We start from the raw sequence: 14,704 nt of genomic DNA on the forward strand, positions 1-14,704 counted from the left end.
AGGTGCATAAGTCAAGAAGGAGACAATTTAATTGTGAACGTTTTGTCGAATGGAGTCACCAGGTTGACCAGCACCGCTTTACAGTTATTCTGCAGCTTGGCCTCTCGCACCCCGGCAGCCAGATGGCCCATCTCGCCTCCCGTCAATTCAATCCACGCCTCGCCGCATGTATAGCGGAGGCTGCCGCCGCTCCAGAGATAAGCGTCCTCTTCTACAGCCCGCAGCTCTCCAGAGGTGAAGCTTCCCTCCCGGCCAAAAATGAAGGAGATCTGGGTCATCACTTCCCCCGGCTCTTCACTGTGCAGCCGTATCGTCCAGTCCTCCCCTATGCGCTGCACCTCCGCCTGTACGCGGAATGTCTGTTCATGCGTAAGCGGACGGCTCTGGTGCGGGAGCAAATACCAAGGGCTGACCGGTGTTTCAGCGGTTTGCGGAAGGAGCACTCCTTCAACCGGACCGTAATAGCCCTTCTTCTGCTCTCCCGCCAGGCGGTATCCGTCCGGCAGCTTGGTCATTTCCTGCATCGGCACATATCCCGGGTAAAAGTAAGACGCCATCTGAACAGCCAGCAGTCTTACAGAGCCGTGGCGCAGCGCAAAGAAAGAAGGTGTCTCCGTCATTAGCGTGACACTAGTATCTTCATCCCGGTAGCGGGCAACGGGCGCCCCGAAATCGGTGTGCAGCCGGCTGTGATAGATTTTCCCGTTATGGCCGGCGGCCTCTATCTGCTGTAAATAGCTGTGCCGCAGGAAATCACCGTTCAGCATTTTCTCGTATTTCACCGGAAGGGCCGCTGCCTTAAGCGGCTGCTGAAGCTCCGGCTCCAGCAGCATCCGCACCAGCACATTGACTGAGCATGCGCCTGGACTCTCAAGTGCATGGCCGGCCCATTCGGCCATCCCCGCGAACATCTCATCGCCATCGGAACGGGCCAGGATCGCATAAGGCAAATAATACGGAGCCAGATCATGAACGCTTCCCAGATCCTGCCTCCCGGAATAATCGGTAACAATCTCGCCTGAAGGATGGACCAGGTAGACCATCATGCGCAAATTCTGACGAACCGGTTCCAGCAGCCCCCGCCGATCCAGGGAACGGGCGGCATGAATCAGCATAATGTCGCTGACTGCACTATAGATGCCGTTGCTTCGCTCGGTCCATTCCCCGTCCGGTGAAATGTCCATCCCTTCCGCCAGCCACTCATCCGCCCGCTGAACGACCGCTTCCAGCCCGAACAGCTCATGCAGAAATCCAAGTGCAGCGCACAGCACCCAGCGGTGATTCGGCGTGTGGCAGCCGCCCGTAAGCATGACGGGAATGGTACGTTCGAGGAACAGCCGCATATTGTCCAGCACCGGCTGCAGCGGCAGCCAGTCCTGCCCCGACAGCAATTGGTACAACTGAGCGTAGCCCACAACGACAAAAGCCGTATCCGGCGGAGAGTGAAAGTTCGTCCAGCCCGGGGAGATGGACCCGTCCTCATGCTGTGCGCGCAGTACGAACTCTGTCGCCAGCAGCAGCCGCGCCAGCAGCTCCTCATCCCGGTAATACGCAGAATCCGGGTTGGCGAGCGCCGCTCCCCAATAACACATCTCAGTCGGGGTGCCTGTCGTGTGATTGACCCAGGCAATGCCCGTTCCGGGATCAATCGTTCCCCCATAGCAGCGGCTCTGCGGGTCAAGCTCCTGCCGGGATAACCCTTCCGCTACCGCTCTGTCATTGCTGTCCACCAGTTGCTTGTACATTGTGATTCCCTCCAAATAAACATTCTGCGTTGCTCCGGCGGAGCCATGATCTACAGGCGTTCCAGCTCTTTCCCGATACGCTCAGGAATTTCCGCCAGCAGCTCGCTCCAGGAAACGAACAGCTCCTCCCGGTCCGCGTACTTCCAACTCCCGTAAGACAAGGATGGCGTGAACCGGCAGGTTTGCAAAAACTCGCGGACCCGTTGATTAATCTCATCGTCCGTCGCCAGAATTCCTTCCAGAAAGCGGCCGTAAATCAAGCCGTCCGCCCCTGCCTCCTCCTGCGTGCAGGAGGCAAATCCCGGCAGCAGCTCAAATACTTCGGGAAGCGGGGAGAGGGCATGCTTGCCGGGCTGGACATATAGACCGGCCCGTGTTCCGCTCAGGTTGGTGCGGCCGCGCAGCAGCCCTTTCAGGTATTTACCGTGGAAGCTGGCTTCGACATCGGCCACCTCTCCGTTCCTGCCGATGTACACCCACACATGCTCCAGGTCATATAGATGCTGAATATCATAATCGTAATATATGGCATACTCCACAACGGCCTCCACCTCCGCACGGTTCACCGCCAGACGGCGCGGGAAGGACGGAGAGTCCCCGTCCTGACGCAGCACCGTTATGCCGAAGCGAACCGGGAAGAACGGCTCGTTATGATCGAAGAATAAGCGCGGAGCATACCTTGCAGCCAGCTTGCGGTCCGCATCGTTCAGCATATCGGTGTTCTCCTTTCCTTACGCCCTGCCGCTCAGCCTTTGACAGCGCCAAGCATAACCCCGCTGACAAAATATTTCTGCAGCCACGGGTAGACCACAAGGATCGGTACTGTAGCGAAGATAACGGTGGCCGCCTTGAGGCTCTCCGGTGTCAGTGCGGTCCGGTTCGAGCCCTCCATCTGTGTCAGTTCAGAGACCATATTGTTCTGCACCATCTGGAACAGCTTAAGCTGAAGCGGATACAGCTCCGGGCTATTGATGTACATCAGGGAATCCTGGAAGCCATTCCACCGTCCTACGGCATAAAAGAGCGCGAGCGTGGCCATAACAGGCATGGATAGCGGCAGCACAATACGCATCAGTGTGTGGAAATGGGAGCTGCCATCAATTTCAGCCGACTCCTCCAGGCTGGGAGGAATATTATTGAAGAAGGAAATGAGAATAATAAGATTAAACGGACTGACCAGGCCGGGAAGAATAAGCGACCACACCGAATCAATCATTTTCAAATCACGGATTAGTAAATATTCGGGAATGATGCCGCCGCTGAAAAACATGGTAATGACAATAAGGTACATAAAAAGCTTGCGGCCCTTCAGATTCTTTTTGGTCAGCGGATAAGCTGCTGCGATGGTGAAAAGCATGCATAACACCGTTGTGGCTATCGTCAGAACAATGGTGTAGATCAGAGAGTGGATCATGGAATTGTTAGTAAATACTTGAATGTATGCGTTCCAGTTCACTTCAATGGGGAAAAGGGTTACTTCGCCGGATGTAATCGCCCGGTTAGAACTTAGTGATACCGCGATAATGTGTAAAAACGGGGCCAGACAGAACAAAACGAACAGGGCCACAAAGGTAATATTAACAATATCGAATATCCGGTTTGAGGTACGTTCACTCATAACACTCCATCTCCTTTCCGTTTATCATAAAATACCGTCGCCGGTTACTTTTTTTGAAATATAGTTAGAACCTAGAATGAACACCAGACCCACCACCGCCTGGAACAATCCGATTACGGTAGCCAGCGTATATTGTCCCGATTCCAGACCGATCCGGTATACAAAGGTGCTGAGCACATCAGAGTATTCACGGACTGTTGTATTCCCGATAACATAGGGACGGTCAAAGCCGATGCTGACCATCTTCCCGAGATTGAGAATAAGCAGGGTAATGATGGTTGGTTTGATGCTCGGAAGCGTAATATAGCGGATTTTCTTAAGCCTTGTCGCTCCATCCACTTCGGCAGCCTCGAACAGCTCCCTGTTGACACCCGTTAGCGCGGCCAGATAGAGGATGGTTCCCCAACCGGCACTCTGCCAGACACCTGTGAAGAGATACGTGATCAGCCACGGATTTTTTTCCGTCAGAAACGGAACAGGGTTCAGTCCCAGACTTACCAGAACTTCGTTCACCATACCGGACTGGTTGCCAAACAATTGGTATACGATCCCCCCGATGATCACCCAGGAAATAAAGTGGGGAATGTACAAAAGGGTCTGCGATATTTTTTTGAACCATACCGACCGGATCTCATACAGCATAATCGCGAGTATGATCGGGGCCGGGAAAGAGACCAGCAAATCCAGAAAATTCAGCATAAAGGTATTGCGCAGGGTAGTGTAGAATTCCCTCATTCCAAAGACCTGGCGGAAGGCGTCAAAGCCGATCCACTCGCTGCCCCCGATCCCCTGAAACAGATTGAAATCCTTGAAGGCAATCTGCACACCATACATTGGACCGTAACGGAAAATCACGAAATAAGTAATAGGCAGCGCAAGCAGCGCGTATAGCTGCCAATACCGTTTGAAGTATGACGCTTTGCTCAAGTTGGTTTCCTCCTATCTTAGAAAAACCGGGTAGAGCGGCATCACACCTCCCCCCCGGCTCTCACTGTATTTGTTTATTTTGCCGGAAGCTCCTTCACTGCCTGATCCAGTTCTTCTTTCAGCTTAGCTCCGCCCAAACTCATGAAATCCTTCATTTCCTGCTCGTACACCGAATCGAATTGATCGGGTTTAGCCATTGCTGTTTTTACAATGATTACATCAATCTTATCTGTAAGCGTGGTGCCATATTGCGCTTCCGCTTCAATCGGCTTGCCGAAGACAATCGGGCCTACGGTGTCCGTGTTGGCGATAGCAATTGACTGCTTCAGCATTTCCTGATTATTTTCCGGGAAGCCCATTACCCATGCTTTTTCGTTGGTTGCCTGGTCGCCGATGTTCTTGCCGTTGGAGATGATAGCCATGTCGCCGGAGTTGTAAATCCGATCTTTAAATTCTTGGGAGGCGTCGGCTTTGACCACCGGAATCCCATCGACCAGATCATAGTTCTCTCCTTCTACCCCGCTGTACATATCAATCAGGTTGTTGCCCGAAGCCATCCAATCCAGGTATTTAATCGCTTCTACGGCACGCTTGCTGCTTTTTGGAATCATGATGTACATACCGTTGGAGGCATAGCGGGATTTAATGAACTTGTTGTCAACCTTGGCATTCGTATAAACGTCTACCGGAGTGACCTTGCTTCCCGGCACATTTTTGTGGAGATTATCCATCGTGCCGTCCGCGTAGAACTGGGCATCCACATCTTCCGACCAATAGCCGGTGTTGCCGTTCTGAATATCCTTAGCCAATTGGCCCTTATCCTTATCCAGACCGAAATCCTTGCTGATCAGCCCTTCATTGTAGAGCTTGTTCAGGAACTGCATTGCATCCTTGAAGCCGTCATGAAGCGGCATCTCATACCGCTGGCTGTAAGTCAGATCGCCGCTGATTGGCTTAATGAAGGAGTAGATCAGCGTCTCATACTGAGCCGGAGCAAGCGCAAAGCCCATTGGGATGTTTTTGCTGCCGAGCTTGCCGGGGTCCTTCTCTTTAAACGCTTTCAGAGTTGTGTACAGCTCATCCGTCGTCTTAGGTACAGGCAAGCCCAATTTATCCAGCCAATCCTGACGGATGTAGGAGCTATAACGGCCCGTGATCGCACGTTTGCCCGGGATGGAGAACTGCTTGCCCTCAAGCTGGCCGAATGCCAAGGTCTCGTCGCCAATAAACTTCTTCAGGTTCTGGCCATGCTCGTCGAGGAGCTGTCCTACATCAGTCAGACCGCCCTGCTGGGCATAGCGGTAAAATACGCTCGAATCATAAGTAAACACAATATCCGGCACATCGCTGTCACTCGCCATCAGCACGTTCAGCTTCGTAACTTCCTCAGAACGCTGAATCGGTACAAACTGGACATCAATGTTGTTTGGATCACCGAACTTTTCCTGCACCAGCTTAGTTAGATAGTTGTTGGTAATGGTATTAGGCGCCGGACTGTTGCCGCGGTCGAACACTTCTACCTTGAGCGTAACGCGCTTGGCGCTGTTACCTTCTGCTGCCGAACCCCCGTTAGCCGTGTTGCTCTTAGAATCGGAGGAGCAGCCGGCCAGCAGGGAAACCCCCATTACCGCAGTTAATCCGACCCCAATTGCTTTCTTCAGAGCTCCTTTGTGTACGTTCACTGTCATCGTTCCATCTCCTTCGCCTTTGCAGGCTTTTTTAATGGTGTCCTCATGATTCCCCCAACCTAAAACCCGTGTAACACTGATGCTGGATCTCTCCCAAGTAAGCGTTACCAATGCACGACTCGGCCGCTTGCTGTTCTGGGGATGCCCACAGTATTCCATGAATTTCGGCAGTTTGACAATAAACCCGTTTCGGATGTTCCCTTGGCCGTTAATTCAGACTTCCTGTTTATCCATACAACCATTTTCGTGCAATAAACCGCTTTCAAAAATACCAAAAATAAAGACCGCCTCCATGCTTGAACCTCCTGACAGAGGCTGGCGGGCAAGGATTGCGGTCCCTGAATATTTAGCGCAAGCTCAGGTGTTGACGTCTATCTGAACAACCGTGCTGCTCATGTTCTGGAGTTCGGGCGTCCGCGCTTCATAACGCGGTAATCCCCCGGCGTGATGCCGGAGACCCGTTTAAATACCCTTCCGAACGAAATCGCATTGGCATAGCCAACCTTGAGCGCTATATCCTGCAACGAATAGTCCGTCTCCAGCAGCAGGTGCTCCGCTTCCTTCATCCGCAGCTCCGTTAGGAAGTCCACAAATTTCATATTAAACTCCGTTTTAAAAAGATAGCTGGCATATTTGCCGGATACCTGAAACCGGTCGCTTAAATGCTTCAGGGAAAGATCGGGATTGGCAAAATTCTCTTCAATATAGTTCTTGATCTCACTGACCATCGCCCTGTAGCTTTTGGTTTCACTGACGGCGACATAGGTACGGAATAAATCAGTCAAATATTCAAAAAGAATCCCCTTCATTACATCAATGGATTCGGCTTCTCCCAGCAGCTTCAGCCGTAGCGAGGTATTCTCCGCCGACAGCTCATCCTGCAATTGCTCCGACATCACGGCCACTTCACGGCTCAGCATTTGCAGCATGGCCTGGATTAGAGAGCGAATATCATCATCCTGCAAAAAATCGCGTTCAAACGCTTCAAAAATCTCTTCCAGCCGTTCCCGCCACTGGCTGCTCGACATCCGAAACTGCTTGACGAACTCGGCAATCATCTGTAAATACTTATAAGTCTCAAGCAGCGGCTGACGCGCCTCCACGCCTTCCGCCAAAGCGATATCTTCGTGCATCAAGAGCTTATGATGCATCACATTCTCCGCTGCCGCATAGGAATCCCGGATCGCACCCGGACCCGTCGCCACCGGCCCGATGCCGAAGCTGAGGGAGATGCGCAAATTCTGCTCTACCCAGGTGCGGCATTCCTCGGCGAATATGCGTATGTTCCCGGTCATCTTCTCATCTGTTCCGGTTGCCAGGAAAAGAATTGCTGCCCGGTCGGTGCTGATCCACTCCACCCAGCCCTGCAAGTCAGCCCCCCGCGCCAATTCCTGAAAAACATTCATCAGGGCAAACTTTAGCGTGTTCTGGTCGCCTCTTGTGTAGCGCTCCTGAAAAACCTCCTCGTAGCGGTTGATTTCGCTGAGCACAACCGTAAACCGGGACGAGGAGTGAGCACCGGAGAGCGGCGACAGCTCCTCCATTCGCTGGACGATATTATCCGTCCGCTCGCTGCGCAGCAGATCGGTGAATAGCTTGCTACGCTGAAGCAGCAGGTTCTCCCTGCTCTTCTTGTCATAATCCGTCAAATGGTTGATCAGATCCTCCAGCACCCCGTCAATGAGCTTCATTTCGTCCGGCCTGTTGGTGGAATTGTCCATCGTCCTAATCTGATGGCCTTCAATCCGGTTCATAATCACCTGAATCGGCTTGTAGTTGCGCCGGGTCACATATATGAGGTAAAGCACCGCGCACACCACGGTTCCGAACGCAACCGCCACCCAGAGATAGGAGATCACAGAAACCCAACTGAACAGATTGCCCGTCTTGATTCCGCTGGAAAACTGCCATCCTAATCTTTCCAGGTACAGAGTGTTCAGCAACTTGCCGTTCGCCGCCCCTTCGCTGTCCGAATGCGCCTGATAAATAGTCTTTCCATCGCTCCCGGCAATAGTAAGGTAGGACAATTGTTCGTTGACCATGCTATCGACAATCTGTTCAATCGCGCTCATTTTAATATTGATGACAAGCACACCCTGCGAGCCGAAGGGCAGAGGCATGCCTTTATTTATGGTAAGCACACGCACAGGCGTGCGCTGAATGAACTCATCCTTGTATTCCCTGACCGGCTGCCAGCCTTCCGGCAATGAACCGGAGTTAATACGCTTAATCCAGTCCTCGTCTATAAATCCTGAAAGGCTTTTTAAACCAGTTTCCGTTAAAACGCTTTCATTTCTCTTGTCATATAGATAAATGGATTCAATGTAAGGCGATTTGTCAGTCAGGTTGCGCAGGCTCTGGGCAATTGCATAGATTGCCCCCGCATCTGTCTGGCCATCATCGTTGAAATATCGCTTATACACATCGCTGCTTTCGGCAGTGTCCAGCACTGACAGTTGGACTTCCTTAATCGTACGGTCTACGTTATCCACGAGATAGCTGGCAGTGATACGATCCGCCTTCTTGGTCTCCATTCGTGAAATATCGTTGATAAACACAAATGAAGCAAAGATCAGTATCGTCACCGTAAGCAAAAAAATAGGAAAGTAAGACAGCAGCAAGCGGTGATACCATGTACGGAACAATAGACTACCCCCTTAATTCAACCGCAGGATACCAGGCCGCAGTCCGGCCGTTGATGCAACAATTATACTTCCGAATTGCAATTATAGCACGTGCAGCCTGAACCCGGTCAAAGAAGCAGCACCAACGAGGCCATCCAATGATTTACACAACGCCTTGTTCCATCCCACACTGTCCCTGCCCATGAAAAAAGGCGGGGCGCACTCAGCCGTGCAACCCCGCATATATACCGCCCGGGCAGCCGCCAAGCGGCTGATAACTGCCCGCCTGCGGTTTACAACCCGCCGATTTCCCTGATATAGCGGCGCGCCTTGATCGCATATTCCAAGGGATCGGCAAGCGCCGGATCTTGCTCTGCTTCCACCACGAACCATCCCGTATAAGAATGGCGGTCCAACTCGGCGAAAATCTCTGCAAAAGCGATGCAGCCGTCGCCGGGCACGGTGAACGCTCCCGCTTTTACAGCCTGCAAGAAGCTAAGCCCTTCCCGCTTGACACGCTCGACAACCTCGGGCCGGATATCCTTCAGGTGCACATGCTTAATCCGGGGTAGATGAAAGCGCAGCACCTCCAGCGGATTCTCGCCGGCAAAGACCAGATGCCCGGTATCGAACAGCAAGGACACCTCATTCGGATCAGTAAGCTCCATCAGCCGGGCAATTTCAACCGCCGTCTGCACTCCTGTCCCCATATGATGGTGATACACAAGCGCCATATCCTTCTCGGCAGCCAATCTGCCCAGCCCGCCCAGCCCTTCCGCAAGAGCCGTCCATTCCGCTTCCGTGAACACAGGCTTACCGGCGAACAGCGGCGTATCCATTTGTCCTTGAATGCTCCGCCCCTGCTCTGAAACTACAATCACCTTGGCCCCCATCGCATGCAAAAAATCACGGTGCGCACAAAAGGCCGCAGCGGTCTCCTCGTACGGGCGTACCGTCAGATACGCGCTGAACCAGGCGCTGGCAATCTCAAGTCCCCTAAGCTCCAGAGCCTTATGCAGCCGGTCGGGGTCGCGAGGATATTTGTTGCCCACCTCGCTTCCCTGAAACCCGGCCAGTGCCATCTCACTGATGCACTGCTCAAAGGTATTATCCCGTCCAAGCTCAGGCATATCGTCATTGGTCCAGGCGATAGGAGCTATCGCCAGCTTGACCGCATGTTCTTTGAACATCGTCGTCTACCCCTTCCATTATCACCATGCGGCAGGTGTAGCCCTGCCGCTGCGCTGTTGCATTCATAGAATTCGTCAGCCTTAGGCTATATCAGTAGCTGCGCGCCTTCTCCAGTTGCCCGCGCTTCTGCCCGTAAGCCGCCTGCACCGCTTCGCTGCCGGACACTTCCGGTACCCCGACATGCCACCAGGCTCCGTAGCCATGAGTCATTGTCTTTGGCAGCACCTTGATGTCGATCAGCGTGGACCGCTCCTGCTTCCGGGCTTCCTCCAAGGCGCTGTAAAGCTGCTCAGCCGTTGCGGCACGGAAGGTCTTGACCCCATAACCTGCGGCGCTGGCGGCATAGTCGATGCGCATCAGTTCGCCGCTGAGCTGCCCTTCCGGGCTGCGGTGGCGGAATTCTGTGCCCATGCTGTTCAAGCCTTGTTCCATCTGCAGATTGTTGATGCAGCCGAAGCCTGCATTGTCCAGCAGAATGACGTTGATCTTCTTGTTCTCCTGAAGGCTCGTCACCAGCTCCGAATGCAGCATTTGATAGCTGCCGTCGCCTACCAGCGCGTATACCTCCCGTTCGGGTTCCGCCAGCTTCACGCCGAGCGCTCCGGAGATTTCATAGCCCATGCACGAAAATCCGTATTCCATATGGTAAGTATCCGGCACAGCCGAATTCCACATCCGCTGCATATCGCCCGGCAGGCTGCCTGCGGCCCCAATGACAATGGCATCCTTCGGAATATATTCATTAAGGATTCCTAGTACCCGCGTTTGCGTCAGTGAAGTATTTAGCGCCGCCGCATATTCAGGGAGCTTCTCATCAAGATGTCCGGCGATTTCAGGTACGAAAGAGCCTTCAATGCTGTCCTCACCCTCATTCCCGGTATACTCCACACCAGCCAGGCGTTTTCTTTCCGTTTCCCACGCCGCCTTGGCCGATACGATTTCATCCGTATAAGCGGAGCGATAGCCGCGCTCCTCCAGGGCCGCAGACAGCGCTTTCAGACCTTCGGCGGCATCGCAGACCACGGCGAGCGCATCCAGCTTGGCCGCATGATAAGGAGACGCGTTGATCGTCAGAAACTCTACCTCAGAATGCGCGAACAGACTCTTCGAGCCTGTGGTAAAATCCGTAAACCGGGTGCCGACACCGATTACCAGATCTGCTTGTGCGGCCAGGCTATTCGCACTGCCGTTGCCGGTGACGCCTATGCCGCCGAGGTTGTAGGCGCAGCCGCTTGCCACCGCGCTTTTGCCGGCTTGCGTTTCACCGAACGGAATGGCGAATCGCTCTGCAAAAGCACGCAAGTCCGCTCCTGCATCCGCATACCGGACTCCGCCCCCGCAGACCAGCAGTGGTCTCTGTTTGCTGGCAATCAGATCAGCCGCCGCCGAAATTTCATCCGGCCTTGGAAGGCGGGGCGCGACCCGGTGAACGCGCTTGCGGAAGAAATCAAGCGGGTAGTCCCAGGCCTCTCCCTGCACATCCTGCGGCAGCGCGATTGTAACCGCTCCTGTGTCGGCCTGATCGGTCAGCACACGCATCGCGTTCAGTAGTGCCGTCATCAGTTGCTCCGGCCGGTAAATCCGGTCCCAATATTTGCTCACAGCCTTGAAAGCATCATTGACCGTAATCGACAGGTTATGGGTATGCTCCATTTGCTGCAGCACCGGATCGGGCTGGCGGGTAGCGAACGTGTCGCCGGGCAGCAGCAGCACGGGAATCTGATTAGCCGTCGCGGTAGCGGCAGCCGTCAGCATATTGGCCGAGCCCGGCCCCACCGAAGCGGTGCAGGCCATGATCTGCCGCCTGCGGCTCTGCTTGGCGAAAGCGGTCGCCGCATGAACCATCCCCTGCTCGTTCCGCCCCTGGTAGACCGTCAGCGCTCCCGAGGCCTCCTGCAGCGCCTGCCCCAAGCCGAGCACATTGCCGTGGCCGAAGACAGTAAATATGCCGTGTACGAACCGCTCCGGCCCGCCGCCAAAGTCCACATACTGCTGCTCCAGAAACTTCACCAGTGCCTGCGCCGTCGTTAATCTGATCCTATCCACATGAACTCCTCCTTCCTCACCTTACTGCCAGCGGGCAGTGACAACTTTTTTGCGTGTATAAAATTCAACCCCGTCGCTTCCATTCGCATGAAGATCGCCGTAGAAGGAATCCTTCCAGCCGGAGAAGGGGAAGAAGGCCATCGGTGCCGGTACGCCGACATTCACACCAAGCATGCCTGACTCGATATGCTCCCGGAAATAACGCACCTTGCCGCCGTCGTTCGTAAAGATGCAAGCACCATTGGCAAACCGCGACGCATTGGCAATCTCAACGCCCTCTTCCACATCCTTGACGCGAATTACCGATAGAACAGGCGCGAAGATTTCCTCCTGCCAGATTTTCATGGCTTGGGTCACCCCGTCAAACACCGTCGGTCCAATAAAATAACCCTGTCCCTGCACAGTGGCGTCCGCCCGGCCGTCCCTGAGCAATTTTGCCCCCTCAGCCACGCCCTGTTCAATATAAGCCGCCGTTCTGTCCTTATGGCCTTGACGGATAACCGGTCCAAGGAATGTGCCGTCTTCCAGGCCGTTGCCGATCTTCATCCGGTCGCATTCACGCAGCAGGATCGAGATCAGCTCATCCGCTACCTCTTCCTGCACCGTTACCACGGAGCAGGCCATGCAGCGTTCCCCGGCAGAGCCGAAGGCTGCGTTAACAATCTGCGTTGCTGAAGCCTCAAGGTTCGCGTCCGCCAGCACGATGGAATGGTTCTTCGCTCCTGCGAGAGCCTGGACTCTTTTCAAATTCGCAGTTCCCTTCTTGTACACATATTCGGCCACCGGCTGCGAGCCAACAAAGGAAATCGCCTTCACATCGGGATGCTCCAGCAGGCCGTTGACCACATCATGCGCACCGTTCACCACATTGAGCACACCCTTCGGCAGCCCAGCCTCCTCCAGCAGCTCCGCAAGACGCGCCGCCAGCAGCGGTGTCCGTTCAGAGGGCTTCAGCACAAAGGTGTTGCCGCAGGCAATCGCGAGCGGGAACATCCAGCAAGGCACCATCATCGGAAAATTAAACGGCGTGATGCCGCCAACCACACCGATAGGGTAGCGGTACATCCCGGACTCAATGCCTGTCGCGATGTCCGGCAGTTGTCTGCCCATCATCAGCGTCGGCGCACCGGTTGCGAATTCCACACACTCTATGCCGCGCTGCACCTCGCCGTAAGCTTCCTTGAAGCTTTTGCCATTCTCCAGCGTAATGGTCTTGGCCAGTTCATCCCAATGGTCCACCAAAAGCTGCTGATATTTGAACAATATGCGCGCTCTGCGCGGCACCGGCGTCTTGGACCATCCTTCAAAAGCCGCTTTCGCCGCCCTCACCGCCCGGTCCACATCGTCTTTGCCCGACAGCGGCACTCTTGCCAGCTCCTCACCCGAAGCCGGATTATACACCGCCTCCGTAAGCGCCGTAGCCGCTGCCACCCATTGCCCGTCAATATAGTTGTTCAGCACTTGTACCGTCTGCTGCCCCATCCTGTCCACTCCTTTAGCTCTAATGTTGTGTTGCTGCTTATGTGTCGCTGCCGACTGTGCAATCAGAGTTTGCCTTCTCCGACCCGCACCTTTTCTTACTCCGCGCCTGAAGCGATTTCCTCATTGGTGCTTAAAAATGTGTCCAATTCCTCCAAAGTCGGCATGGCATCCGAGCAGCTATGCCGGGAAATGACGATGGAGGCCGACGCGCTGCCGCGCCGCATAGCCTCGCTGACGCTGTCGCCCCGCATCAGACTGTGGATGAAAGCCGAGGCATAAGAATCCCCGGCGCCAAACGTCTTCAGTACCTTGGCGGGAAAAATACCGCTGCGGTGCTTCTGCCCGTCCGCCGTGTAGGAGATGGAGCCGCTGCCGCCATGCTTGATCACAACCAGCTTCGCCCGGTGCGAGAACCAGCGGCTGGCGGTTGCCTCATCGTCTGCGCCAGTCACATTGTACAGATTCTCCATCATATCGAATTCCTCACGGGTACCGATGATGCAGTCGCATTTCTCTGCAGCCAGATTATAATAAACCGCCGTTTCTGCGGCTGATTTCCAGGTATAAGGGCGGTAATCCAGATCAAAAAATACAGTGACATTATGCTTGCGGGCAAATTCCAGCGCCAGAAATACCGCTTCGCGGGAGGGGCTTTGTGCAAGGGCAGTGCCCGAGATCAGCAGCGCTTTAGATTTCCGAATGTAATCCTCCGAAATTTCATTCGTATCCAGCAGCAGATCCGCCACATGGTCGCGGTACATCAGGATACTGCATTCCTGAGGGCTCTTGATTTCAGTAAACGCAAGCCCTGTCACCGCACCGGTCCGGTCAACGGCCACCTGGCTGTCGTCAATGCCATTCTTCTGCAGATAGGTGCGGATAAAGCGGCCCATCTGATCATCGGCAATTTTGCCGATGAAGCCGGTGCGCATGCCCAGCCGCGCCGTGCCGATTACAATATTGGCAGGAGAGCCGCCGACATATTTGGTGAACGTCATCGTCTCTTCCATAGGTCTTCCGGTTTCATTGGCATTGAGGTCAATACAGAGCCTGCCGACGGCGATTAAATCCAGCGGCCGGGCAGGATCAAACTGTAAACCGTTCATAGTGACGCCTCCTTGAAAAGTTCCGAGAAAAGGATAAATCGGGAAGAATGGAGCGAAATGAAGAATTGAATTGAATTGAAATCGGCTAATGAATTAACTGAAAGGCAATGGTGAGAAAACTCCTGTGCATTTTTGAGAAAATAAACATCATTGGGGGAGGGTAAGCGCTTAACCTAATTTTCTCTTTAAGTATAGGTTAGAAGTTCAGGTTTGGCAATCCTAAATTTAAAGCGCTGTCATAATTGTTCCTCCTCTACCTTCAAAGAAACGCAAAAGG

The 14,704-nt window shown here is 54.0% G+C and carries 10 protein-coding genes; all 10 read right to left on the reverse strand.

What is annotated here, in order from left to right:
* Positions 1 to 11: 11 nt before the first annotated feature.
* The 10 genes from B212_RS0126290 to iolC all read right to left on the reverse strand — a co-directional run bounded on the left by B212_RS0126290 (position 12) and on the right by iolC (position 14,427).
* The gene (locus B212_RS0126290) at positions 12 to 1,745 is read right to left on the reverse strand and encodes a hypothetical protein (RefSeq protein WP_019914248.1); all 1,734 of its coding nucleotides are present in this window, start codon (positions 1,743 to 1,745) and stop codon (positions 12 to 14) included.
* A 50-nt stretch (positions 1,746 to 1,795) separates the two neighbouring features.
* Positions 1,796 to 2,458: a hypothetical protein gene (locus tag B212_RS0126295; RefSeq protein WP_019914249.1), complete on the reverse strand. Its 663-nt coding sequence runs from the start codon at positions 2,456 to 2,458 to the stop codon at positions 1,796 to 1,798.
* Positions 2,459 to 2,490: 32 nt separating this feature from the next.
* Positions 2,491 to 3,363 (reverse strand): carbohydrate ABC transporter permease, encoded by an 873-nt coding sequence (locus tag B212_RS0126300; RefSeq protein ID WP_019914250.1) that lies wholly within the window; start codon positions 3,361 to 3,363, stop codon positions 2,491 to 2,493.
* Positions 3,364 to 3,387: 24 nt separating this feature from the next.
* Complete coding sequence (locus B212_RS0126305) at positions 3,388 to 4,290, reverse strand: ABC transporter permease (RefSeq protein ID WP_019914251.1); 903 nt, start codon at positions 4,288 to 4,290, stop codon at positions 3,388 to 3,390.
* A 74-nt stretch (positions 4,291 to 4,364) separates the two neighbouring features.
* Positions 4,365 to 5,978 carry an extracellular solute-binding protein gene (locus tag B212_RS0126310; RefSeq protein ID WP_019914252.1) on the reverse strand — a complete coding sequence of 538 codons (1,614 nt, stop codon included), beginning with the start codon at positions 5,976 to 5,978 and terminating at the stop codon, positions 4,365 to 4,367.
* A 392-nt stretch (positions 5,979 to 6,370) separates the two neighbouring features.
* Complete coding sequence (locus B212_RS0126320) at positions 6,371 to 8,623, reverse strand: helix-turn-helix domain-containing protein (protein ID WP_019914253.1); 2,253 nt, start codon at positions 8,621 to 8,623, stop codon at positions 6,371 to 6,373.
* A 272-nt stretch (positions 8,624 to 8,895) separates the two neighbouring features.
* Positions 8,896 to 9,792, reverse strand: a complete 897-nt coding sequence (iolE, locus tag B212_RS0126325; RefSeq protein WP_019914255.1) for a myo-inosose-2 dehydratase — start codon at positions 9,790 to 9,792, stop codon at positions 8,896 to 8,898.
* A 91-nt stretch (positions 9,793 to 9,883) separates the two neighbouring features.
* Positions 9,884 to 11,839 (reverse strand): 3D-(3,5/4)-trihydroxycyclohexane-1,2-dione acylhydrolase (decyclizing), encoded by a 1,956-nt coding sequence (gene iolD / locus B212_RS0126330; protein WP_019914256.1) that lies wholly within the window; start codon positions 11,837 to 11,839, stop codon positions 9,884 to 9,886.
* 21 nt (positions 11,840 to 11,860) lie between these two features.
* Positions 11,861 to 13,321, reverse strand: coding sequence for a CoA-acylating methylmalonate-semialdehyde dehydrogenase (locus tag B212_RS0126335; protein ID WP_019914259.1), 1,461 nt, complete (start codon positions 13,319 to 13,321; stop codon positions 11,861 to 11,863).
* 95 nt (positions 13,322 to 13,416) lie between these two features.
* A complete protein-coding gene (gene iolC, locus B212_RS0126340) occupies positions 13,417 to 14,427 on the reverse strand; it encodes a 5-dehydro-2-deoxygluconokinase (RefSeq protein WP_019914261.1) in 1,011 nt (336 codons plus the stop codon).
* Positions 14,428 to 14,704 lie beyond the last annotated feature (277 nt).

This window comes from Paenibacillus sp. HW567 (genome assembly GCF_000374185.1).
GTDB lineage: Bacteria > Bacillota > Bacilli > Paenibacillales > Paenibacillaceae > Paenibacillus_AQ.

Bases quoted from the DNA above. Each gene is read 5' to 3' on its own strand.
- B212_RS0126290 (WP_019914248.1), bottom strand. From the start codon at position 1,745: ATGTACAAGCAACTGGTGGACAGCAATGACAGAGCGGTAGCGGAAGGG.
- B212_RS0126295 (WP_019914249.1), bottom strand. From the start codon at position 2,458: ATGCTGAACGATGCGGACCGCAAGCTGGCTGCAAGGTATGCTCCGCGC.
- B212_RS0126300 (WP_019914250.1), bottom strand. From the start codon at position 3,363: ATGAGTGAACGTACCTCAAACCGGATATTCGATATTGTTAATATTACC.
- B212_RS0126310 (WP_019914252.1), bottom strand. From the start codon at position 5,978: ATGACAGTGAACGTACACAAAGGAGCTCTGAAGAAAGCAATTGGGGTC.
- iolE (WP_019914255.1), bottom strand. From the start codon at position 9,792: ATGTTCAAAGAACATGCGGTCAAGCTGGCGATAGCTCCTATCGCCTGG.
- B212_RS0126335 (WP_019914259.1), bottom strand. From the start codon at position 13,321: ATGGGGCAGCAGACGGTACAAGTGCTGAACAACTATATTGACGGGCAA.
- iolC (WP_019914261.1), bottom strand. From the start codon at position 14,427: ATGAACGGTTTACAGTTTGATCCTGCCCGGCCGCTGGATTTAATCGCC.